We start from the raw sequence: 22,675 nt of genomic DNA on the forward strand, positions 1-22,675 counted from the left end.
GTGCTTGGTAGGTTACTCTACCGTGGTGGGCGTGATCCAGACCGCAGATTCAGTTACCTCCGACGCGGAGTTCCGCGCGGAGATCCGGGAGTGGCTTGCCGAAAACCTCGCGGGCGAGTTCGCCGACCTGCGCGGTACCGGCGGACCGGGCCGAGAACACGAGCACTTCGAGCGACGGCTGGCCTGGGATCGTCATCTCGCCGCCGCCGGCTGGACGTGCCTCGGCTGGCCGGTGGAGTACGGCGGCCGCGACGAGAGCGTCGCCAGGCAGGTGATCTTCCACGAGGAGTACGCCAAGGCCGACGCGCCCGCGCGGGTCTCCCACGTGGGTGAGGAACTGCTCGGGCCGACCGTGCTCGCCTTCGGCACCGAGGAGCAGAAGAAGCGCTTCCTGCCCGGCGTCCGTTCGGTCGGCGAGCTGTGGTGTCAGGGCTACTCCGAGCCGGGCGCGGGTTCCGACCTGGCGGCGGTGTCGACGACCGCCCGCCTCGACGGCGACCAGTGGGTGATCAACGGCCAGAAGATCTGGACCTCGCTGGCGCATGTGGCCGACTGGTGCTTCGTGATCGCCCGCACCGAACGCGGATCCACCCGCCATCACGGCCTGTCCTACCTGCTCGTCCCGATGAACCAGCCGGGCATAACCGTTCGCCCGATCCAGCAGCTCACCGGCACTTCGGAATTCAACGAGGTGTACTTCGACGACGCGCGCACCGACGCGGAGCTGGTCGTCGGCGCGCCCGGTGACGGCTGGCGAATCGCCATGGGCACCTTGACCTTCGAGCGCGGCATCTCCACTCTCGGCCAGCAGATCCGCTTCGCCCGCGAACTCACCGACATCGAGGAATTGGCCCGCCGCACCGGCGCCGCCGACGACCCGCTGATCGCCGCGCGCTTCGACCGCGCCTGGGTGGGACTGCGGGTGCTGCGCGCCCACGCGCTGCGCACCATGGGCGACGGGGACGACGCGGGCGGGGCGTCGGTGTCGAAGTTGTTGTGGGCCAACTGGCATCGCGATCTCGGCGAGCTGGCCATGGCGGTGCAGGGCGCCGCCGGTCTGGTGATCCCCGACGACGACATGACCGCCTGGCAGCGGCTGTACCTGTTCAGCCGCGCCGACACCATCTACGGAGGTTCGAACGAAGTGCAGCGCAACATCATCGCCGAGCGGGTGCTCGGTCTGCCGCGCGAGGCACGACCGTGACCGGCCCGCTCGCCACCCCGCCCGCGCCCATCCCCGGCCACGGTCTGCTCACCGGCCGCAAGGGTGTCGTCACGGCCGCCGCCGGTACCGGCATCGGCTCGGCCACGGCCCGCAGGCTCCTGTCCGAGGGTGCCGATGTGGTGGTATCCGATTGGCACGAGCGGAGATTGGGTGAGACCGCCGAACTGCTCGCCAAGGAATTCCCGGAGCGCACCGTCGGTGCCGTGGTGTGCGATGTGCGCGACACCGCCCAGGTGAACCAGCTGCTCACCGCCGCTGCCGCCGAACTCGGTCGCATCGACGTCATGATCAACAACGCCGGCCTCGGCGGCGAGACCCCCGTGGTCGACATGACCGACGAGCAGTGGGACCAGGTTCTCGACATCACCCTCACCGGCACCTTCCGCTGTACGCGCGCGGCGCTGGGCTACTTCCGCGACGCGGGCCACGGCGGGGTGATCGTCAACAACGCCAGCGTGCTCGGCTGGCGAGCCCAGCACGGTCAGGCGCACTACGCCGCGGCCAAGGCGGGTGTGATGGCGCTGACCAGGTGCAGCGCGATCGAGGCCGCCGAGTTCGGGGTGCGCATCAATGCCGTCGCGCCGAGCATCGCGCGCCACCCGTTCCTGGACAAGGTCAGCTCATCCGAACTGCTCGACAACCTCAGTGAGCGTGAGGCTTTCGGGCGCGCGGCCGAGCCGTGGGAGGTCGCGGCGACGATCGCCATGCTGGCCAGCGACTACACCTCGTACCTGACCGGTGAGGTGGTTTCCGTGAGTAGTCAGCGCGCATGACGGCAGCAGCGTGCCAAGCAAGTGCTTGGTTGTACGATGTCTAGGGTGACCGCACCCGACACCGCGAAACGCACCCGCCGCGACGAACTGCTCGCCCTCGCCGCCGACCTGTTCGCCGAGCGCGGCCTGCGCGCCACCACGGTGCGCGATATCGCCGATTCGGCAGGCATTCTCTCGGGCAGTCTCTACCACCATTTCGATTCCAAGGAATCGATGGTCGACGAGATCCTGCGCGGCTTCCTCGACGACCTGTTCGGCCGCTATCGCGAGATCGCGGCCGCCGGGCTCAGCTCGCGGGCGACCCTCGAGGCCCTGGTCCTCGCCTCCTACCAGGCGTTCGACCGTCATCACGCCGCCGTCGCGATCTACCAGGCCGAGGCCAAGAACCTGCGTGACGTGGAACGTTTCGGCTACATCCGTGACTTCAACACCGAGTTCCGCGACCTGTGGCACCGGGTGCTCGCCGCCGGTGTCGCCGACGGCAGCTTCCGGCCCGAACTCGACGTGGAACTGGCCTTCCGCTTCCTGCGCGACACCGTGTGGGTCGCGGTCCGCTGGTACACCCCCGGCGGCCCCATCACCGTGCAAAACCTTGCCTCGCAATATCTGACCATCGTGCTCGACGGGCTCACCGTGCCCGCGAGCGACGCGCCTTAGGAGTACCCATGACCGCACCCGCCGAGCGCCGCCCCTACACCCCGTTGCGGGAGGCCTATGTGATCGACGCGGTGCGGACCGCCGTCGGCAAGCGTGGCGGCGCGCTGGCCGGTGTGCACCCGGCCGACCTCGGCGCCGCCGCACTGCGCGGACTCGTCGAGCGCACCGGTATCGACCCGGCTGTCGTCGACGACGTGATCGTCGGCTGTGTCGACAACATCGGCCCGCAGGCGGGCAATATCGGTCGCACGATGTGGCTGACCGCGGGCTTCCCGGAGGAGGTTCCCGGTGTCACCGTCGACCGGCAGTGCGGTTCCAGCCAGCAGGCCATCAATTTCGGTGCCCAGGCGATCATGAGCGGCACCGCCGAGGTGATCGTCGCGGGCGGCGTGCAGAACATGAGCGCGATCCCGATCTCCGCGGCCATGCTCGCGGGCAAGGAGTACGGATTCGACTCGCCCTTCGTCGGTGCCACCGGCTGGGATCAGCGCTACGGCACCGGCGAGGTCTCGCAGTTCCGTGGCGCCGAGTTGATCGCCGAGAAGTGGGGCATCACCCGCGAGGACATGGAGCAGTGGGCGCTGCGCAGCCATCAGCGGGCGCGCGCGGCCATCGCCGAGGGCCGCTTCGAGGCCGAGATCGTGCCGGTCGGTGACTTCACCGTCGACCAGGGCCCGCGCGAGACCAGCCTCGAGAAGATGGCCACGCTGCAACCGCTGAGCGAGGGCAGCCCGCTCACCGCCGCCGTGGCCAGCCAGATCTCCGACGGTGCGAGCGCGACATTGCTCGCCTCGGAGTGGGCTGTGAAGGAGTACGGGCTCACCCCGCGGGCGCGTATCCATCACGTCAGCGCGCGCGGCGCCGACCCGATCTTCATGCTAAGCGCGCCCATTCCGGCCACCCAGTGGGCGCTGGAGAAGACCGGGCTCACCATCGACGACATCGATGTCATCGAGATCAACGAGGCCTTCGCGCCGGTGGTGCTGGCCTGGATCAAGGAGATCGGTGCCGATCCGGCGAAGGTCAATGTCAACGGCGGTGCCATCGCACTCGGTCATCCGCTCGGCGCGACCGGTGCGAAGCTGTTCGCCACCCTGCTGCACGAGCTCGAGCGGGTGAACGGCCGCTACGGTCTGCTCACCATCTGTGAGGGCGGCGGCACCGCGAACGTCACCATCATCGAACGCCTCGGCGCGAGCGAGTAATTCGCCGCGACGCCGACGACGGCCCGGTACCGGACACTCCGGTACCGGGCCGTCGTGCGTCGGCGGACTTGCGGGTGATGGGTCGGTCGTCGAGACTGAACGGTTGCTCTCCCGGCGCCACCGCGATAAGCCGTTGGCGCAGTGGGTAAGCCATGTGCTGAAGCGGCGCCGGTCAGGTGCTGCTCGTGGAAACAGGGAACAGGAATTTCGAATGGGTTACCCACAACCGCCCAACCCGTATCAAGGTCGGCCAGGTCAGCCGATGCAACCTGGTCAGCCGTATCCGGGCCAGCCGATGCCGGGTCAGCCCTACCCGCAAGGTCAGCCGATGCCGGGCCAGCCCTACCCACAGGGTCAGCCTTACCCGCAGGGACAGCCCTACCCGCAGGGGCAGCCGTACCCGCAGGGGCAGCCGTACGGCGCGCCCGGTGGTTACGGGCAGCCGCCGCGCCAGTCGGGCGGCGGCGGCAAGATCGTTCTCATCCTCGGCGGTCTGGTCGTGCTGGTCGCGATCGCGGTCGGCGCGATCTACATGTTCGGCGGTGGTGGCGGTTCCCTCGGTGGCGGTGGTTACGACACCCCGCGCGCGGCGGCGCAGGCCTGGGTCGACAAGGAGGGCGAACTCGAAGACCTGGTGTGCGCCTCCGATCGCGACGAGATCGCGAAGTACGAGAACCAGGCAACGCCGACCAAGGCACCGTCGGGCGGCGGGGCACCGAGCGTGACGACGACGCTGAAGAGCGTGGACGTCGCCTCCGGCAGCAAGTCCGGGACGTTCACCACGGCGATGAGTATGACCATTCTCGGCCAGAGCACGACTTCGACCGCGACGTACAAGCTGGTCGAGGAGGACGGCGGCTGGCGGGTGTGCGGAATCCTCAACCCGACCATCGAAACGGAGTGAGTGCGACGGGTCGGTCCCATCGGGCCGACCCGGTCGCCGCCTCTCCTGCTCCGAGGGCGTCGGGCACCGGGCCTACGATGGGAACGGTGAAGGTGCTCGGCGCGTGCCCACTCGATTGTCCCGATGCCTGCTCGTGGGTGGTGACGGTCGAGGACGGTGTCGCGACCGGCCTGCGCGGCAACAAGGAACACCCGGTCACGCGCGGTGCGCTGTGCGTGAAGGTGAACCGTTACCTGGAGCAGGTCGGCTCGCCGGACCGGCTCAGGTATCCGCTGCGCCGGACGGGTCCCAAGGGTTCCGGGCGGTTCGAGCGGATCAGCTGGGACGAAGCGCTCGACGAGATCGCCACCCGGCTCACCGGCATCATCGACGAATACGGCGCCGAGGCGATCTGGCCCTTCCACGGCACCGGCAGCCTCGGCTACCTCCAGGGCCTCGAGGGGTATCCCGGCCGCCGCATGTTCAACGTGCTCGGCGCCTCCCACCATGCGGCGACCATCTGCTCGGTCGCGGGCAGCGCGGGGCTGAACTACACCCTCGGCACCTCCGGCGGCATGGACCCGGAGGACTTCGCGAAATCGAAGCTGATCCTGCTGTGGGGCACCAACCCGCTCACCTCCGGTCATCACCTGTGGAAGTTCGTGCAGGACAGCGGCGCCCACCTGGTCGCGATCGACCCGGTGCGCACCAAGACCGCCGAATGCTGCGACGAACACCTCGCACCCCTGCCCGGCACCGATGCCGCCCTGGCGCTCGGCCTGCTGCACGTGGTGGTCTCGCTGGGGGCCGAGGACACGGAGTTCATCGCCGAGCACACCGAGGGCTGGCCCGAATTCCGTGAGCGCATCATGGAATTCACCCCGGAGCGGGTGGCCGCGATCACCGGCCTCGAGCGCGAACAGATCGTCGCGCTCGGTGAACGGATCGCGGGTACCAGGCCGACCGCGATCCGCGCCTCCCAGGGCATGCAGCGCCACGCCGGTGGCGGGATGGCGCTGCGGGTGCTCGGCTGCCTGCCCGGCGTCACCGGTGACTGGGCGATTCCCGGAGGCGGCCTGCACTATTCGACGAGCGGGCACTTCGAACTCGACCTGCCCGCCCTGGTGCGCGACGATCTGCTGCCGCACCCGGTGCGCACCTTGTCGATGACCAGGCTCGGTGCGGCCTTGCTCGACGTCGACGACCCGCCGGTGCAGGCGCTGTTCGTGATCGGCGCGAATCCGGTCGGCTCCAATCCGGATCAGCGCCGGGTGATCGAAGGCCTCTCACGCGAAGACCTGTTCACCGTGGTGCTGGAGCATTTCGCCACCGACACGGTCGATTACGCCGACATCGTGCTTCCCTCGACCATGCAACCCGAGCACCTCGACGTGATCGCGGGCTACGGCCACCTGTACCTGGTGTGGAACGAGCCCGCCGTCGAGCCGCCGGGCGAATGCCTGTCCACCACAGAGACCTTCCGCCGATTGTCCCGTCGCCTCGGACTCACCGAACCGGCGCTGTACGAATCGGACGAGGAACTGGCCCGTCAGCTGCTGAAGGGTCACGATCTTGACCGGTTGCGCGCCGACGGCTTCTTGAAGGTGCACCCGGGGCCCGTCCCCGCGGGAAAACTCCAGTTCGTCTCTCCACGAGCGCAATTCGCGGGTCACGACCCGCTACCCACCTACACCCCACCCGCCGACCCCGGCGACGGGCTCGTGCTGATTTCCGCGGCCTCGCACTACTTCCTGAACACCACCTTCGGTGCCAACCCCGAATTGCGCCGCCGCGCAGGCGAAAGCCGCATCACGCTCCATCCCGATGATGCCGCCGCGCGCGGAATCGCCGACGGTGCCCCGGTGTCGGTCGTCAACGCTCGCGGTTCCTTCGAGGCGATCGCCGAGGTATCCGACCGTGTCAGACCCGGCGTAGCGGGTACCACGAAGGGACGCTGGGCAAAGGATTCCGGCGGCGCGACCGTCAACGCCACGATCGCGGAACGCGACGCCGACTTCGGTGGCGGCGCGGTCTTCCACGACAACCGGGTGGAGGTGGTACCCCGCTGATACGAACCGCACGCGATCACCGAACGAAAGGCACGCAGTGATGTGGAAGTACACCGGCCGCGCGACGCTCGTCGCGGCGGCAACCGCAGGACTCCTCCTCGGCGCGACGACCCCCGCCTCGGCAATGACTCCGTTCAAACCCACCTACACCCTCGCCACCGGCTGGACCTGCGCCGGTCAGATCGACGCGACGGCACTGTCCGGCCAGGGCATCACCAGGTCCGGTGAGGCGGAAATGCGGCTGCGCGGCACGTTCTGGAGCGCGACACCGGGTTCACATCAGAGCGGCTGCACGGTGACGACGACGGTCGAGTGGCGCAATCTCGACACCGGTGCGGGCGGTTCGGCGGCGACTGTCGTGGCAGGCGGTCCGAGCGGGCAGCCGGGCCCCGAGGTCGGCCTGACGCTCGCGACGGGCGCCGGGCGGATCGAAGCGACCATCCGCACCACACCACTGGCGCATCTGCCGAGCACCGGGGAGTTCGCGGTCTCCGAATTCTGAGTGGGAGAACACCGAACCGGATGCGCGCCTTGTGAGTACCGCATCCGGTTCGGTGTCCTGTTCGCCCTTTCGACGGGAGGCTCAGACCCGTCGGGCGGCATCCCGGCGCACCGCTGTGGGGGGCTCGCCGGGATGGGTCCTGGTCAGCTCTGCTCGGTGACCGGTGTGTCGACCAGCGTGCCGACGGCCGCGATGCGCGTGAGCGCGTCGGTGACGATGCCGTCGATCAGCTCGGCCACCGTCGGCAGGCTGTCGATGATTCCGGTGACCTGGCCGGCGGGCAGCACACCCGCATCGGTACGGCCCTCGACGAGACCGGCCTTGGTCAGCATCGCCGAGTTGGCGGCCATCACGACCTGCGACCAGCTGAGGTCCTTGGTCTTTCGCATGGCGAGCCCGTCGCGCATCAGCGTCGACCACTTCATCCCGGTCATGCTCTTGAACTTGGCGGCGTTGCCGACGGCCGCCGACAGTCCGCGCCAGCCGCCCGAATGTTCCAGGCGCTCCACGAGTTCGGTGTTGAGCATGCGGTGCGGCATGCCGTCGACCTTCACCGAAACCACGGTGTCGCCCAGTCCGCGCGCCAGGTACTCCTGCTTCACGGCGTCGGGGACAGTGCTCTCCTGGGTGAGCAGGAAGCGGGTCCCCATGGCCACCCCGGCGGCACCGTAGGACAGTGCCGCCGCGAGGCCGCGCCCGTCGAAGAAACCGCCCGCCGCGACGACCGGGATGTCGACGGCATCGAGCACCGAGGGCAGTAGCAGCGTGGTGGCCACCGGTCCGGTGTGCCCGCCGCCCTCACCGCCCTGCACGATCACCGCGTCCGCGCCCCAGGAGGCCACCTTCACCGCGTGCTTGGCGGCACCGATCGACGGAATCACCACCACGCCCGCGTCTTTGAGCCGGGCGATCAGTTCCTTCTTCGGAGCCAGCGCGAACGAGGCGACCCGCACCTGCTCACGGATGAGCAGTTCGATGCGCTCGGGCGCGTCGGTGGCGTCGGCGCGGATGTTCACCCCGAACGGCTTGTCGGTGAGCGACTTCGTCTTGGCGACAGCCGCTTCCAGCTCCTCGAACGTCATCGTGGCCGAGGCGAGAATGCCGAGCCCGCCCGCGTTCGCGGTCGCGGCGACCAGCCGCGGCCCGGCCACCCAGCCCATTCCCGTCTGCACGACGGGATGCTCGATGCCGACCAGCTCGGTCAGCGGGGTACGCAGGCGGGCGCTCATGCGGTCACTTCCTTCTCGCGGAATCCCTTGGGGTCGAGGACGGTCCGGATGAGCCGCAACTCCTCCCCGGTGGGCAGCCTGGTTTCGCCCGCGTCGGCCAGACCGGCGATCTCGAAGGAGGTGTTCTCGGCGACCTCCTCGGCCGTCACACCCGGGTGCAGCGACAGCGCGCGCATCGTGTGTTCGGGGCCGCCGAAATCGAAGACGCCGAGGTTGGACACCACCCGGTGCAGGTGATGGAACCGGAAGGCGGGGTCGGCCGGGTCGATCTTGTCGTAGCCGACGCCGCTCACGATATCGACCTGCTCGCAGAACACCCGCGTGTTGTGCTTGGGCACGAAGTAGCTGGTGGCGTGGTTGATCGTATTGCCGGGTGCCCCGCGTACACCGAACATCTGCCTGCGCGGCTGCTGCAACGGGCCGAACGCCGAGAGGTTCTGGTTGCCGAAGCGGTCGAGCTGATTGGCGCCCATCACCACGTGCCGCCTGCCCGAGGCCACCACGTCGAACACCTTGGAGAACGGGATCCAGCCCTCCACCGGGGCTTTCGCGCCGATCGCCGGCACCTCGGCGAAGAACAGTGCCTCACCGTCGGACAGCAGCAGGTCGGGTTCGAAAGTGAGCCTGGCCAGTCGCGCCCCGATGGTGGTGATCGTCGACATCGGGCTGGCCATGATCTCGCCCGCGCCACGGAAGATCTCCGCCGCCGCGACGACGCACACCTCCGCGCGCGTGATCCGACCGGTCGCCGGTACTGCGTTCATCGCTGCTCCTCCGCGAAAGCCTTGACGGCGGACTGGTATTCGTCTTCGTTCACGTCGAGATAGCGCGCCCTGAACTCGGCCCACGACTCCGGCGACTGCGCGGCCGCCACGTAGTGCTTCTGGAACTTCTCGTCGCGTCCGTAACTGCCCGAGAAGGTGAAGTGCGCGCCACCGGGCGACTCGACGACGCCGTCGACCATCATCCGGTTGAGGATCAGTGCTTGCGACGGAACGACTTTCACCAGTTCGTCGGTGTCGACGAGGCGGTCCACCGAGACGTAGCGCCGCTCGGCCGCCAGGCAGTAGAGGTCGTCGAAGTACGGATCGACACCGGTGTAGGCGGCGTTGCCGTGCTTGTCGCCCAGGTCCAGATGCACGAGCGCCGCATCGAGATCCAGTGCGGGCATGGCGATCAGCGTCTCGGTCCGGCCGTCGGCATGCGGGTACGGCGAGACGACGGTCTTCAGCTCGCCCTCCCAGAAGTCCGGCACCGCCGAACCGAGCCCGGCCCGGATCGGCAGGAACGGCAACCGGGCGGCGGCGGCCTGCAACCCGCACTTCACCATGCCCTCGTCCATCTCGCGCACCGTGATCGCACCCTCGGTGCGCGCCTTGGCGAACCACGGGTCGTAGAACGGTGCCGAGTCGAGGGAGACGAAGCCGTAGTAGGCCTTGCGCACCTTGCCCGCCGAACACAGCAGACCGAGGTCCGGCCCGCCGTAGGTCACCACCGTCAGGTCGGTGACCGTGGAGCGAAGCAGCGCACGCACCAGCGCCATCGGCTTACGCCGCGATCCCCAGCCGCCGAGGCCGATCGTCATGCCGCTGCGCAGCTCGCCGACCACCTCGTCGAGTGTCATTCTCTTGTCGCGCATAGCTTTTCCTACTTCCCCTTTTTCTGCGCGGCGAGGTCGTCGTCGAAACGCGCTCTGATCTCGTCGGCCACCCCGGCCAGGTTGAGCTCCATCGTGAAGCCCTGCTCGTAGCGATAGGAGCGGTGCACGTCCTGCACGTCGATGCCGTTGAGCGCCCGCTTCGCGGCCCGGATCACCCGGCCGTCCTTGTTCGCGATGTTCTTCGCGACCTCCATGGCCGCGGCGTCGAGTTCGGCGCGCGGCACCACCTTGTACACCGACCCGTAGTGGTGCAGCTGCTGGGCGGTGAGCGTGCCCGCGGTGTAGAACATGGTCCGCATCAGATGCTGGGGGACCAGTCGCGACAGGTGGGTCGCGGCGCCGAGCGCACCGCGGTCCACCTCGGGCAGGCCGAAGGTGGCGTCGTCGGAAGCCACGATGACGTCGGAGTTACCGACCAGGCCGATCCCGCCGCCGAGGCAGAACCCGTTGACGGCGGTGACCACCGGAACCTCGCAGTCGTACACGGCGGCGAAGGCGTCGAAACATCCGTGATTCGCGCGGATCAGGGCGGTGTGCCCGGAGTCGGCGTTCATCTCCTTGATGTCGACGCCCGCGTTGAAGCCGCGACCCTCCGCGCGCAGCACCACCACGCGGGTGCCGGGATCGCGTCCGGCGGCGCGCACGGCGTCGGCGAGCGCGAACCAGCCGTCCGACGGCAGCGCGTTGACCGGCGGATAGTCGACCGTGACGACCTCCACCCCCTCGGTTTCGGTATGCCGGTCGATTCCCATGGCAACTGTCCTATCGGTGCGTGCCCGGGCGAACCCGAGACAAAGCAAGCAATTGCTTGGTAGGTTAACACGGTGGCGATAGAAATCGACCTTTCCGGCCAGATCGTTCTGGTGACCGGCGGAGTGCGCGGCGTGGGCGCGGGCATCACCCGCGCCTTCCTCGCGGCGGGCGCGACAGTGCTCACCTGCGCGCGCAGGCCCGCCGACACCCCGATCGACGGCACCGAGCACTACTCCTGCGATGTCCGCGACGACAGCGCGGTCGCCGCCATGTTCGACGAGATCCTCGCCGCGCACGGGCGACTCGACCACGTCGTCAACAACGCGGGCGGGGCGCCCTTCGCCCTGGCCGACGCGGCGAGCCCGCGCTTCCACACCAAGATCATCGAGCTGAATCTGCTCGCCCCCCTCGTCATCGCGCAGCAGGCGAATGCCGTGATGCAGAAACAGGATTCGGGCGGTTCGATCGTGATGGTCTCGAGCGTCAGCGGGCACCGGCCCTCACCCGGTACCGCCGCCTACGGCGCGGCCAAGGCCGGACTGGACAACCTCACCACCTCTCTGGCGGTGGAATGGGCGCCGAAAGTCCGCCTCAATTCCGTGGTGGTCGGACCGGTGGAGACCGAACTGAGCCACCTGCACTACGGCGACGCCGACGGTGTCGCCGCCGTCGGCGCGACCATCCCGCTCGGCCGCCTCGCCGCCCCCGCCGACGTCGGCAATGCCGCCCTCTTCCTCGCCTCCCCGCTGGCCGCCTACGTCAGCGGCGCGAGCCTGCTGGTGCACGGCGCGGGGGAGCGGCCCGCCTTTCTCGATGCCGCGAATACGAACCACGGATAACTAGGAGTTTCGATGGACCAGCAGTTGATCTGCGCCGACCGCACGGTGATCGTCACGGGTGCGGGTCGCGGGATCGGGCGCGCACACGCGCTCGCCTTCGCCGCGGCAGGTGCGCGCGTCGTCGTCAACGATGTGGGCACCGCGCTCGACGGCGCACCCACCTCGGAGACACCCGCGCAGCAGGTCGTCGACGAGATCGTCGCCGCGGGTGGGCAGGCGGTCGCCAACTACGACGACGTGGCCGACTGGGAAGGCGCGCGTCGGCTCGTGCGGCAGGCCGTCGACACCTTCGGTGGACTCGACGTACTGGTCAACAATGCCGGTTTCGTGCGCGACCGCATGCTGGTGAACCTGAGCGAGGAGGAGTGGGACGCGGTGATCCGCGTGCACCTCAAGGGCCACTTCGCCACCATGCGGCATGCCGCCGAGTACTGGCGCGGTGAGGCCAAGGCCGGGCGTGCGGTCGACGCCCGCGTCATCAACACCAGCTCCGGCGCCGGCCTGCAGGGCAGCGTCGGCCAGGGCAACTACGGCGCGGCCAAGGCGGGCATCGCGGGCCTCACGCTCACCGCCGCGGCGGAGTTCGGGCGCTACGGCGTCACCGTCAACGCCATCGCCCCGGCGGCCCGCACCCGGATGACCGAAACGGTCTTCGCCGACACCATGGCCGCCCCCGATGCCGGCTTCGACGCCATGGACCCGGCGAACATCTCGCCGCTGGTCGTCTGGCTCGGCAGCGGCGAGTCCGCCGGGGTGACCGGGCGGATGTTCGAGGTGGAGGGCGGCAAGGTCGCGCTGGCCGAGGGCTGGCGGCACGGCATCGCGGTCGACCGCGGTGCGCGCTGGGATCCGGCCGAGCTCGGTCCGGTGGTGGCTCAGCTGATCGAGAAAGGTGCCGAACCGGAGCCGGTTTACGGTGCATAGCTAACTTCGCAAGAGGACACTGAGCAAAGCCGCCGGGCCTGCGGTTTTGCCTTGTCATGGGCGTCCAGGGGGCTGGACGGCTCTTGCGCTCTCCTGCGGGGTTCTGCGCCTGGGTTTACTATGGGCTACTGTTCGTCGATCCCGGAATGTGTCGCGACCGGGGGTAATGCTGCGCGGAATTACTTAAAGGGGATGACAGGCGCATGGCCGTTGGTCGCATGTTGCGCGTTCTTGCCGCTGCGAGTGTCTTGGCCGGCTGCGCCCTATTGGGGCCCGTCGCCGCATTCGCCGCGCCGGAAAAGCCGCCGACGCCCGCCGCGCAACCGTCCGGCAGCGGGAGCACCGGCATCGGGGGTAGCGGCGGTGAACCGGCCGAGGACCCCGCCCAGGGCAACGGCAGGCCGATCGAACTCACCCTGCCGGGTACGGGTAGCGGCAACGACCCGGCACCGGCGAATCAAGGCGATCCACCCCGGACCGGTGCGGAAGTCGCCGAAGAGACCGAGTGGACCCCGCTGAGCATCCCCGGCCAGGACCCCACCGAACTCCCGACCAAGGAAGTGGCCGGTCCGGCCTCCGGCTCCGCCGTCCTCGGCGCGGGCTCGGCCGCCGCCGGGCTGGTGCTCGGCACCGGGTCGGCGGGCCTGGGCGTGCTCCTCGGCACCGGCTCCGCGGGCCTCGGCGCCGTGCTCGGCACGGGCTCGGCAGGCGCCTTCGCGATCCTCGGCACCGGTTCCGCCGGTGCCGCCGCCGTACTCGGCACCGGTTCGGCCGGTGCGGCCGCGGTGCTCGGCACCGGTTCGGCCGCCGTCGGTTCGGCCGCGGCGGGAACGGGCTCGGCGCTGGCCGGTACCGGCTCCGCGGCCGTCGGCTCGGCTGCCGTCGGCTCCGCCGCGGTCGGTTCCGCGGGCGCTGGTTCGGCGGCGACCGGTTCGGCCGCCGTCGGTTCGGCGGCTGTCGGTTCTGCCTCGCCGCTGCTGCTGTTGCTCCTGCTGCAGACCCCGCCGACACCGTCGCCCGCGCTGCCCGCGATCGCTATCCCGCCCGCACCGGGCACGCCGTCGATTCCGGGTGTCGCCGCGCCGAATGTGGCGGTGGCAGCACCGGTCCCGGCCGACGCACCGGCGCCCCCGGCCGCCGCCCCCGCGCCGCCTGCCGCCGCCGCGCCCGCTCAGGCCGCCAAGCCCAACCACGAGGTTCGGCCGACCAGCGACAACAGCGGTCTGCCCGAACCCGAACTGCTGTCGGTGATCGGCGGCCTGATCGCGCTCGCCCTGGCCGGAACCGGTTCGGGCGCAGTGAGTTTCCAAGGTGCCGCGGCCGCCCAGGCGCGGGTGAACGCGGCGCGTGCCGAGTTCTTCGGACCGAGGTCGTGAGGGGATCTTCGATGAGCAAGAGCAAGACCCAGTCCACCTCGCGGTCCTATCGTCGCGTCGCCGCCGCCGTCGACGCGGTGTGCGCGGTCGCCGCCGACTTCGACGCGACCACCCTCGATGAGGTGGTCGCGGCGGTCTCGCTCGAGCGGCAGCGCGAAATCGAGATCACCAGTGCGCAATTGGGCCCCGGCGTGTGCGGCCAGCGGCGCTTCTACCCCGAGCGCGACATCATCGTGCTCGCCGACGCTCTGCCCAGCCGCGACCACACCCTCGCCCACGAACTCGGCCACATCGTGTTCGACCACGAGGGCGCGCCCGCGGTCGAGACGACACTCGAGGTCAGCGACGACCTCATCGCCTACATGCTCAGTCAGCGCGCCCACGCCCAGATCGTCGAGGACGGAGCCGACGACCTGGCCGAGTGGGAGGCCGAGACCTTCGCGGCCATGCTCATGACACGACTGCGCGTCTTCAACAACCGGGGCGCAGGCGTCTCGGTCCTTCGATTCGATGAGGCACTCGGATGACACTCTGGTTGACAGCCCTGCTGGTCTGGGTTGCCGCGGGTGCGCGAGTGGGGCGCGTGCTCGTCAAGCCCGCGACAACGGCCCGCGTGGCCATCGTCGTCGCGGTCGCCGCCGTCGCACTCGCCTCGACCGTCGCCATCCCCGATATCGCCGTCGCCGTCGACAACCTGCTCCCGGGCGGCCTGCACAGCGGCTGGCTGTCCACGGGCATCGTCGATTCGGCGTGGATCCTGTTCACCACCGCCACGTCGGTGGTCGCCTCCGCCGCCTGGCCGGTCGTGTCGCGACGCAACCTGCGCCAGGTCGCGATGATCGTCTACGGCATCGGCGCGCTCGCCATCGTGCTGACGCTGGCCTGGTCGTTCACCTTCGGCTGGATCGTCGTCGCGCTCGGCGCGGTCTTCATCGTCACCACCGGTCTGCGCAATCTGGACTGGACCACGCTGGGCCGCGGCATCGCGATCTACACGGCGGGAACGGCATTGGTGGCCGTGCTGGCCTTCGCCAACGCCGGCCGTGCCTTCCAGGGCGCCGAGCCGACCCCGCCAGGTCAGCCGACGTGGGGCTGGCAGGCGTGGGAGATCGCGAGCCTGCTGATCTCGCTCGGTGCGGTGTCGATCGTCATCGAGCTGTGGTGGCGGGCCCGAATCCTGTTGCGGCGCATCCGCCCGCTGCACAAGCTGATGGTCGGCCGGTTCCCGGAGGTCGTCGCACCCGAGCAGAACGCCACCTCGGCGCAGCTGAAGGCCTCCGATCACGTGGCCCAGGTGATGGACGCGCTGTATCTGCTCTCGGGCAGCGGCATCGTCATCCCGGCGGCGGGTGAGCCGCCGAACTCCGTCCCCGAGCGCGCGGCCGTGGTGGCCGAGTGGGCGCGAAACCCGTTGGGGGACTTGTTCGTCGACGCGCGCTGGATCGCGCCGCCGCCCGGCGTGAGCCCCCGCGGCTGGGTGCTGGCGCTGGCGAAGCGTTACGAGGTGGCGGTGGCGACGGCTGGCGCACCGCAGAACGCCGCCGCGTCGAGCTGACAACAAGAACGGGCCTGAGCTGGTGTTTCCACCGGCTCAGGCCCGTTCTTCGCGTATCCGCCTGGTTGTTCCTATTCCGTTCCGTCCGGAGGAATTTCGGGCAAGCCTTCGCTGGCCCGCAACTTCTCCGCCATGGAGGTGAGCAAATTCTGTGATTCTTCCGAGAGGTCGAATGCCCTGCTGGACAGACGACGCAGCCCGTAACCCTGCAGCTGCGCAAGCAGTTCCAGGTCGTGGTCGATCTTGGCCGCGTAGATGTCGTTGAAGAAGTAGTCAGGCTTGACCTTGAAGAACTTCGCCAGGGCGGCCACCGTCTCGTCGGACGGGTTGGTTCGTTGTCCCGACCGCAGCTGCGAGAGATACGGCTTGGAGATCGGATGCCCGGAGGCAGTCAGCGCAGCCGCAACCTCTGCGTTGGTGTGCGGCTTGCGCCCCGGGGGATGCACGGTTTCGAACAGCTTGTTCAGCCGCGCCGCGAAATCAGCCATTGTGAGCCGCCCAATTCCCTTCACTGTACTAACAGTCGTTATCTCGGATACGTATCATTGATATTAGCGGCTCAGTAACTGAAAACCTACGCCTGATTCAGGATTTCTCTGCGGATTCCGACGCTCACCTGCGTACAGGGCCCGCGACGGCCGCGTTTGCGGGGTCACGTCAACGACTCTTGTGGAGTCGATGGGTGCCGGAGTTCGTGCCCGTCGCGGGGGTCTTCCACCTCGGACCCATGATAGCCCAAAGATTGCTGATGTCTCATCATCCCCCTCGCCCCTCGGATCGTGTGGCGTACGACACGTTCCGGGCGCCTGGGGATGAATGTTCAACCTGGGCGCCCGGTTTCGGTACGTCGAGTCTACAGGCGTTCGATGATCGTGCCGGTCGCGAGGGCTCCACCGGCGCACATGAGAACCATCGCGGTTCCCTTGCCGGTGCGTTCGAGCTCGTGTAATGCGGTCGTGATCAGACGAGAACCGGTGGAACCGACAGGATGCCCGATTGCGATCGCACCGCCGTTGACATTTACCCGTTCCATGTCCGGCTGATGTACAGAAGCCCACGAAAGGGCAACCGCCGCGAATGCTTCGTTGATCTCGAAAAGATCGATATCGCCGATCGCCATTCCCGAGCGTTCCAGCAGTCGCGTGCATGCCTGCACAGGTCCGTCCAGATGGAACTCCGGTTCGGCGCCGACGAGTACCTGGGTGCGGATCCGTGCGCGCGGACGCAAACCCTTTCGGCGGGCGACGGTTTCGTCCATCAGGAGCACCGCGGCCGCGCCGTCGGAAATCTGCGACGAGGTACCCGCGGTGTGCAGGCCGTCGGTGACCACCGGCTTGAGCTTGGCCAGGCCCTCGATCGTGCTCGCGCGCAAGCCCTCGTCGCGGGTCACCTCGGCCTTTTCGCCGGTCGGCGCGCCCTCGCTGTCGAGCGCGGGCGCGACCACGGGCAGCACCTCACGATCGAAACGGCCTTCGGCCCAGGCGGCGGCGGCCAATTGCTGTGAGCGCAGGCCGAATCGGTCGAGGTCGTCGCGAGTGAGCCCGCGCCGCCGCGCGATTCGCTCGGCCGCGCCGAACTGATCGGGCAGATCGATCGACCACGACTCGGGCCTGCGCGGTCCTGCCTCGGTGCCCACATTGGCGCCGAGCGGCACCCGGCTCATCGCCTCCACGCCGCACGCCATGCCGATGTCGATGGCCCCGGTGGCGATCAGCCCCGCGACGAGGTGGTTGGCCTGCTGTGCCGAACCGCACTGGGCGTCGATGGTCGTCGCGCCGGTCTGCCACGGCAGGCCCGCGTGCAACCACGCGACGCGGGTGACGTTGTTGGACTGCTCGCCGGCCTGGGTGACGCAACCGCCGATCACCTGCTCCACTTCGGCCGGATCGAGATCGGCCCGGTCGAGCAGTCCGCGCTGGGCCAGGCCGAGCAGTTCGGCCGCGTGCAGGCCGGAAAGCCGCCCGCGCCGCTTGCCGATCGGGGTTCGGACTGCCTCGACGATTACCGGTGTGCCCATCTGCATCTCCCTCTGAACTGCAACGTGTTCTGTTTATGTAAGCGGGGCAAAACCGCGAGGTTCTTCCGTCGTGGCATACCCTGTGCTTGAATGATTGTAGAACGTGTTTCAGTTTGTCGAAGGAGACATCTGGTGGTAGATCCGCGCAACGAAGCCACGGGTACCCTGCCGAACCTGCCCGAGGGGTTCGACGTCACCGACCCGGCCATCTACGCCGAGCGTGTCCCGGCGGAGGAGTTCGCTGAGCTGCGCCGGTCGGCGCCGATCTGGTGGAACCCGCAGCCGCCCGAGGTGGGCGGTTTCCACGACGACGGGTTCTGGGTGGTCAGCAAGCACGCCGACGTCAAGGAGGTCTCGCGCCGCAGCGATGTCTTCTCGACCTACGAGAACACCGCGATCCCGCGCTTCAACGACGACATCAAGCGCGAGCAGATCGAGCTGCAGCGCTTCGTCATCCTGAACAAGGACGCCCCGGAACACACCAAGCTGCGCAAGCTGATCTCCAAGGGCTTCACCCCGCGCGCGGTGAACAGCCTGCGCGCCGAGCTGTCCTCGCGTGCGGAGAAGATCGTGAAGGCCGCGGCGGAATCGGGCGGCGGCGACTTCGTCACCCAGGTGGCCTGTGAGCTGCCGCTGCAGGCGATCGCCGAACTCATCGGCGTGCCGCAGGAAGACCGGATGAAGGTCTTCGAATGGTCCAACGACATGACCGGCTACGATGACCCCGACAATGTCGATGTCGACCCCGTCGCGGCGTCGATGGAGCTGCTCGGCTACTCGTACCAGATGGCCGAGGCGCGCAAGGCCTGTCCGGCCGACGACCTGGTCACCACCCTGATCGAGGCCGACGTCGACGGTGAGTCGCTGAGCGCGGAGGAGTTCGGCTTCTTCGTCATCGTGCTCGCGGTCGCAGGCAACGAGACCACCCGCAACGCGATCAGCCACGGCATGATCGCGTTCATGGAGAACCCCGATCAGTGGGAGCTCTTCAAGAAGGAACGCCCTGCCAGCGCCGTCGACGAGATCATCCGCTGGGCCACCCCGGTCACCTCCTTCCAGCGCACCGCGCTCGAGGACACCGAACTCGGCGGCGTGCAGATCAAGAAGGGCCAGCGCCTGGTGATGCTGTACCGCTCGGCCAACTTCGACGAGGACGTCTTCGAGAACCCGGAGAAGTTCGACATCATGCGCAAGGAGAACCCGCATCTGTCCTTCGGCGGCACCGGCGCGCACTTCTGTGTCGGCGCGAACCTGGCCCGCCTGGAGATCGAGCTGATCTTCAACGCCATCGCCGACCACCTGCCCGACATCACCAAGATCGGCGACCCCAAGCGTCTGCGCTCGGGTTGGCTCAACGGCATCAAGGAGCTCCCGGTCGACTACAAGACCAAGGGCTGCCCGGTCGCGCACTGAGGCCGCCAGACGCAACAGCCCCGGACCGAAAGGCCCGGGGCTGTTGTGTTTTCGGCGTTCAGGAGGCCTTGCGGCTGGTCGCCATCGCCCGGTCGACCTCCCAGAACGCACGCAGGGCCGCGATCTTGCCGTCGGCGTCGACCTTGTAGGTGAACACGCCCTCGGCGTCGATGAGGTAGCCGGCCATGGTGGTGCGGATCAGGCCGGTGAAGGCGATCTCGTTGCCGCAGGCGAAGGAGTCCTCGAACAGGAACTCGATCGAGTCGGTGTTGGCGATGGCCTTGTCCCAGAAGGCGCCGATCGCCTCGTGGCCGCGATGACCCACGCCCTCGGGGTCGAAACCCGACGGGCCGACGGGATCTTCGACGATGCCGTCCTCGGCGAACAACGCGATCCAGGCGGCGCGATCCTTGGCACGGACCGCGGCCTGCGAGGCCAGTCCAACATCGCGCGCGTTCACGCTGTGTCCATGGGGCATGCTCGGGCGGCCTGCGTGGTCACGCTCCGCTTCCGCCTCCGGCCGCTGACCGCTCATGCCGAGGCCACGATGGGATCGGCGATGTACTTCTCGGCGAAGCGGCGCAGCGAGTCCTGCTTGGCGGCGAGTTCGCCGTCGAAGCCGATACCGTCGAAGAGCCACGGCACCACGATGATGTCGGTGACGCCCGCGTCGGCCAGGTCCTGATAGCCGCTGCGGCCGTGGCGATCGATGCAGACCGCCTGGATCTCGAAGGGTTCGGTGTCCCTGCCGTATTCCGCCCGCAGCGTGCGCAGGGTCGCGATGGTCCCGGTGAGCTCGTCGAACTTCATCATCGCCGAGGTCCAGCCGTCGCCCACGCGGGCCGCGCGGCGTAGGGCCGGACCGGTGTGGCCGCCGATGTAGAACGGCACCCGCTCGGTGGGAGCGGGGCTCATCTGCAACGGGTCGAAGTCGAAGAACTCGCCGTGGTACTCGACCATGCCGCCGTCGAGAACGAGTTTGATGACCTCGATCATCTCGTCCACCCGGGCGCCACGCTTGGCGTAAGGCACGCCGCACCACTCGAATTCCTCGGGAGCCCAGCCGATTCCGACGCCGAAGCCGAAGCGGTTGCCCGACATGTTGGCGATCGAGCCGACCTGGCGGGCCAGCAGCAGCGGATTGCGGGAGCCCAGCTTGAGCACGTTGGTGTAGAACCGCAGGTTCGTCGTCACGGCCGACATGGACGCGGCGGCGATGAGCGGATCCACCCACGGTGTCTCCGGGCCCCAGAACCGGCTCCCGTCCGGGGTGTACGGGTAGTCGGCGCTCTGGGACTTCATGTAGAACAGCGAGTCGGGCAGGCCGATCGAGGTGAAGCCGCACTCCTCGGCCGTCTTGGCCAGCTCGGTGAGCTGGTCGAGCGGGCTCAGCGCGACACCGAGGGTGAATTTCATTCGGGGCGCTCGCTTCCCACGACCCACATCGCGAAGTACTGCGACCCGCCACCGTAGGCATGGCCGAGGGCCTTACGCGCGCCCGCCACCTGGTAGTCGCCCGCCCGGCCCATCACCTGCTTGGCCGCCTCGGCGAAACGGATGAGGCCCGACGCGCCGATCGGGTTGGACGAGAGCACCCCGCCCGACGGGTTCACCGGCAACCGGCCGCCGATCTCGGTCTCGCCCTTGTCGGTGAGTTTCCAGCCGTCGCCCTCGGCGGCGAAGCCGAGGTTCTCCAGCCACATCGGTTCGAACCAGGAGAACGGCACGTAGATCTCGGCGACGTCGATCTCCTCGAGCGGATCGGAGATGCCCGCGGCGGCCCACAGGGCGGCGGCCGCGTCGCGACCGGCCCGCGGATTCACCTGATCGCGCCCGGAGAAGGTGGTCGGTTCGGTGCGCATCGCGGTGCCGTGCACCCAGGCGACGGTCTTGCCCTGTGCCTCGACGGCGGCCGCGGCCTCGGCGTTGCCGAGCACTACCGCGCAGGCGCCGTCCGAAGACGGGCAGGTCTCGTCGAATCGAATGGGGTCCCAGAGCATCTGGGAGGCCAGCACCGATTCGAGGGTGATGTCGGGCTGGTGCAGGTGCGCGAGGGGATTCTTGGCACCGTTGCGACGGTCCTTCACCGCCACCTGGGCGCCGATGTGCATGGGCGCGTTGGAGCGGCGGATGTAGGAGCGCACGTGCGGGGCGAAGTAGCCGCCCGCGCCCGCGCCGACTGGCATGGTGAACGGCACCGGAATCGACAACGCCCACATGGCATTCGACTCCGACTGCTTCTCCCAGGCGATCGCGAGCACCTTGCCGTGCACACCGGCCTGCACCAAGTTGGTGGCGACGATGCCGGTCGACCCGCCGACCGAACCCGCCGTGTGCACGCGCAGCAGCGGTTTGCCGATGGCGCCGAGTGCTTCGGCCAGGTACAGCTCGGGCATCATGACGCCCTCGAAGAAGTCGGGCGCCTTGCCGACCACGACCGCGTCGATCTCGTCGATGGTCAGGCCCGCGTCGTCGAGCGCGCGATCGATCGCCTCACGGCACATGCCCGCCATGGACACGTCCGCACGTTTTGTCACGTGATGTGTTTGACCGGTGCCGAGCACCGCTGCGGGGAAGCTCATGATGCCTCGGATTCCAGGACGGCGACCAGGTTCTGCTGCAGCGCTGGGCCGCTGGTCGCATGGGCGAGGGTCCGGTTCGCGGTGCCGGACATGATGGCCGTGGCGGCATTGCCGATCCGCTCGAGACCCGCCGCGAACATCGGGTTGGCCGCGAGCGCACCGCCGGACGGATTGATCGTGGTGTCGGGAGACAGGCCGATCGCCTCGGCCAGGATCAGCTGCTGATGGCTGAACGGCGCGTGCAGTTCGGCCACGTCGAAGTCGGTGTTGCCCCGCGTCACGGCGGCGGCCGCGCGGGTGGTGGACGGCGAGCGGGTCAGGTCGCGGACACCGAAGGCCTGAGCGTCGATATTGTGCGCCATGCCCGTGATCCAGGCCGGTCGCTCGCACAGCTCGCGCGCGCGGTCGCCGACGGCGAGCACGATCGCGGCCGCGCCGTCGGTGATCGGCGCGATGTCGTGCGCCCGCAGCGGGTCGGCGACATACGGTGCGGCGAGCAGGGATTCGATGTCACCACCCGCGACGGCGGCCATGTCCTGTTCGGTCCAACGCCCCGCGTCGAGGCCGGCGCGCGCCTGCAAGCCCGCGACCGAAACGGCATCGGGCCACAGCGGGCCGACCAGGTACGGGTCGAGTTGCCTGGTCAGCACCTGGCGCAGCGTGCCGGCCGACGACTTGCCGAAGCCGTACACGAGAGCGGTCTGCGCCTGTCCGGAGAGCAGCTTCACCCACGCTTCGTAGAGCGCCCACGCGGCGTCCATCTCCACGTGCGACTCGTTGATCGGCGGCACCGCGCCGATGGCGTCGACCGCCGAGATGAACGAGAAAGCGCGCCCGGCAAGGTAATCCGAGGAACCCGAGCACCAGAAGTCGATGTCGGACTTGGTGATGCCGAGGTCGGCGTAGAGCTGCTGGAAGCACGGCACGAGCATCTCGACGCCGTTGGTGGTGCCGAAGGTCTCCGGCACGTGCGGTGCGTGGGCGAACCCCACCACCGCGATTTCGGGAATAGT

At 68.7% G+C, this 22,675-nt stretch carries 23 protein-coding genes; 13 read left to right on the forward strand and 10 right to left on the reverse strand.

The genetic code is table 11. The annotated features are described in order from the left end of the window. Window positions 1–25 precede the first annotated feature (25 nt). From ACWEVR_RS14965 to ACWEVR_RS14995, 7 genes are all read left to right on the forward strand, one after another. The gene (locus ACWEVR_RS14965) at window positions 26–1,204 is read left to right on the forward strand and encodes an acyl-CoA dehydrogenase family protein (RefSeq protein WP_452467403.1); all 1,179 of its coding nucleotides are present in this window, start codon (window positions 26–28) and stop codon (window positions 1,202–1,204) included. Then, window positions 1,201–1,998: an SDR family oxidoreductase gene (locus tag ACWEVR_RS14970; protein ID WP_357149074.1), complete on the forward strand. Its 798-nt coding sequence runs from the start codon at window positions 1,201–1,203 to the stop codon at window positions 1,996–1,998. The genes ACWEVR_RS14965 and ACWEVR_RS14970 overlap by 4 nt, the downstream gene beginning before the upstream one ends. 45 nt (window positions 1,999–2,043) lie before the next feature. Next, the gene (locus tag ACWEVR_RS14975; protein ID WP_452467404.1) at window positions 2,044–2,655 is read left to right on the forward strand and encodes a TetR/AcrR family transcriptional regulator; all 612 of its coding nucleotides are present in this window, start codon (window positions 2,044–2,046) and stop codon (window positions 2,653–2,655) included. Window positions 2,656–2,699: 44 nt separating this feature from the next. Continuing rightward, a complete protein-coding gene (locus tag ACWEVR_RS14980) occupies window positions 2,700–3,860 on the forward strand; it encodes an acetyl-CoA C-acetyltransferase (protein ID WP_181701051.1) in 1,161 nt (386 codons plus the stop codon). Window positions 3,861–4,122: 262 nt separating this feature from the next. Then, window positions 4,123–4,764, forward strand: a complete 642-nt coding sequence (locus ACWEVR_RS14985; RefSeq protein WP_452467405.1) for an Rv0361 family membrane protein — start codon at window positions 4,123–4,125, stop codon at window positions 4,762–4,764. A gap of 77 nt (window positions 4,765–4,841) precedes the next feature. Next, the gene (locus ACWEVR_RS14990) at window positions 4,842–6,812 is read left to right on the forward strand and encodes a molybdopterin-containing oxidoreductase family protein (RefSeq protein WP_452467406.1); all 1,971 of its coding nucleotides are present in this window, start codon (window positions 4,842–4,844) and stop codon (window positions 6,810–6,812) included. A gap of 40 nt (window positions 6,813–6,852) precedes the next feature. Continuing rightward, complete coding sequence (locus ACWEVR_RS14995; protein ID WP_067640670.1) at window positions 6,853–7,314, forward strand: hypothetical protein; 462 nt, start codon at window positions 6,853–6,855, stop codon at window positions 7,312–7,314. Between the two features lie 143 nt (window positions 7,315–7,457). On the opposite strand, the gene ACWEVR_RS15000 is transcribed toward ACWEVR_RS14995, so the two are convergent. The 4 genes from ACWEVR_RS15000 to ACWEVR_RS15015 are packed head-to-tail and all read right to left on the reverse strand — an operon-like array spanning window position 7,458 to window position 10,955. Next, complete coding sequence (locus tag ACWEVR_RS15000; protein WP_452467407.1) at window positions 7,458–8,543, reverse strand: NAD(P)H-dependent flavin oxidoreductase; 1,086 nt, start codon at window positions 8,541–8,543, stop codon at window positions 7,458–7,460. After that, on the reverse strand, window positions 8,540–9,307 hold the full coding sequence (locus tag ACWEVR_RS15005; RefSeq protein WP_452467408.1) for a CoA-transferase subunit beta: 768 nt from the start codon (window positions 9,305–9,307) through the stop codon (window positions 8,540–8,542). The genes ACWEVR_RS15000 and ACWEVR_RS15005 overlap by 4 nt, the downstream gene beginning before the upstream one ends. After that, on the reverse strand, window positions 9,304–10,182 hold the full coding sequence (locus ACWEVR_RS15010; RefSeq protein ID WP_452467409.1) for a CoA transferase subunit A: 879 nt from the start codon (window positions 10,180–10,182) through the stop codon (window positions 9,304–9,306). The genes ACWEVR_RS15005 and ACWEVR_RS15010 overlap by 4 nt, the downstream gene beginning before the upstream one ends. An 8-nt stretch (window positions 10,183–10,190) precedes the next feature. After that, window positions 10,191–10,955: an enoyl-CoA hydratase family protein gene (locus ACWEVR_RS15015; RefSeq protein ID WP_452467410.1), complete on the reverse strand. Its 765-nt coding sequence runs from the start codon at window positions 10,953–10,955 to the stop codon at window positions 10,191–10,193. A gap of 72 nt (window positions 10,956–11,027) precedes the next feature. Here ACWEVR_RS15015 and ACWEVR_RS15020 point away from each other — a divergent pair, with 72 nt between their 5' ends. From ACWEVR_RS15020 to ACWEVR_RS15040, 5 genes are all read left to right on the forward strand, one after another. Then, the gene (locus tag ACWEVR_RS15020) at window positions 11,028–11,795 is read left to right on the forward strand and encodes an SDR family oxidoreductase (RefSeq protein WP_452467411.1); all 768 of its coding nucleotides are present in this window, start codon (window positions 11,028–11,030) and stop codon (window positions 11,793–11,795) included. A 12-nt stretch (window positions 11,796–11,807) separates the two neighbouring features. Next, on the forward strand, window positions 11,808–12,719 hold the full coding sequence (locus ACWEVR_RS15025) for an SDR family oxidoreductase (RefSeq protein ID WP_452467412.1): 912 nt from the start codon (window positions 11,808–11,810) through the stop codon (window positions 12,717–12,719). A 203-nt stretch (window positions 12,720–12,922) separates the two neighbouring features. Beyond that, window positions 12,923–14,095, forward strand: coding sequence for a hypothetical protein (locus tag ACWEVR_RS15030; protein WP_452467413.1), 1,173 nt, complete (start codon window positions 12,923–12,925; stop codon window positions 14,093–14,095). An 11-nt stretch (window positions 14,096–14,106) separates the two neighbouring features. Further along, the gene (locus ACWEVR_RS15035) at window positions 14,107–14,622 is read left to right on the forward strand and encodes an ImmA/IrrE family metallo-endopeptidase (RefSeq protein ID WP_067492264.1); all 516 of its coding nucleotides are present in this window, start codon (window positions 14,107–14,109) and stop codon (window positions 14,620–14,622) included. Next, window positions 14,619–15,650 (forward strand): hypothetical protein, encoded by a 1,032-nt coding sequence (locus ACWEVR_RS15040; RefSeq protein WP_452467414.1) that lies wholly within the window; start codon window positions 14,619–14,621, stop codon window positions 15,648–15,650. Before ACWEVR_RS15035 ends, ACWEVR_RS15040 begins: the two co-directional genes overlap by 4 nt. 71 nt (window positions 15,651–15,721) lie before the next feature. On the opposite strand, the gene ACWEVR_RS15045 is transcribed toward ACWEVR_RS15040, so the two are convergent. Together ACWEVR_RS15045 and ACWEVR_RS15050 are read right to left on the reverse strand one after the other, a co-directional pair. Further along, entirely contained in the window at window positions 15,722–16,138 is a 417-nt protein-coding gene (locus ACWEVR_RS15045; protein WP_019044759.1) for a helix-turn-helix domain-containing protein, read from the reverse strand. Between the two features lie 365 nt (window positions 16,139–16,503). Continuing rightward, window positions 16,504–17,667 carry a steroid 3-ketoacyl-CoA thiolase gene (locus ACWEVR_RS15050; RefSeq protein WP_452467415.1) on the reverse strand — a complete coding sequence of 388 codons (1,164 nt, stop codon included), beginning with the start codon at window positions 17,665–17,667 and terminating at the stop codon, window positions 16,504–16,506. A 132-nt stretch (window positions 17,668–17,799) separates the two neighbouring features. Here ACWEVR_RS15050 and ACWEVR_RS15055 point away from each other — a divergent pair, with 132 nt between their 5' ends. Further along, complete coding sequence (locus ACWEVR_RS15055) at window positions 17,800–19,080, forward strand: cytochrome P450 (protein ID WP_357149037.1); 1,281 nt, start codon at window positions 17,800–17,802, stop codon at window positions 19,078–19,080. A 58-nt stretch (window positions 19,081–19,138) separates the two neighbouring features. Here the strand turns inward: ACWEVR_RS15055 and ACWEVR_RS15060 are convergent, their stop codons facing one another. From ACWEVR_RS15060 to ACWEVR_RS15075, 4 genes are all read right to left on the reverse strand, one after another. Further along, window positions 19,139–19,540 carry a nuclear transport factor 2 family protein gene (locus ACWEVR_RS15060; protein ID WP_452467416.1) on the reverse strand — a complete coding sequence of 134 codons (402 nt, stop codon included), beginning with the start codon at window positions 19,538–19,540 and terminating at the stop codon, window positions 19,139–19,141. A 71-nt stretch (window positions 19,541–19,611) separates the two neighbouring features. Then, complete coding sequence (locus tag ACWEVR_RS15065) at window positions 19,612–20,496, reverse strand: TIGR03619 family F420-dependent LLM class oxidoreductase (protein ID WP_452467417.1); 885 nt, start codon at window positions 20,494–20,496, stop codon at window positions 19,612–19,614. Then, window positions 20,493–21,662: a thiolase domain-containing protein gene (locus ACWEVR_RS15070; RefSeq protein ID WP_452467418.1), complete on the reverse strand. Its 1,170-nt coding sequence runs from the start codon at window positions 21,660–21,662 to the stop codon at window positions 20,493–20,495. The genes ACWEVR_RS15065 and ACWEVR_RS15070 overlap by 4 nt, the downstream gene beginning before the upstream one ends. Continuing rightward, window positions 21,659–22,672 (reverse strand): thiolase domain-containing protein, encoded by a 1,014-nt coding sequence (locus ACWEVR_RS15075; protein WP_452467625.1) that lies wholly within the window; start codon window positions 22,670–22,672, stop codon window positions 21,659–21,661. Before ACWEVR_RS15075 ends, ACWEVR_RS15070 begins: the two co-directional genes overlap by 4 nt. Between the last annotated feature and the right edge of the window lie 3 nt (window positions 22,673–22,675).

The sequence above is a fragment of the Nocardia sp. NPDC003979 genome (assembly GCF_053605015.1).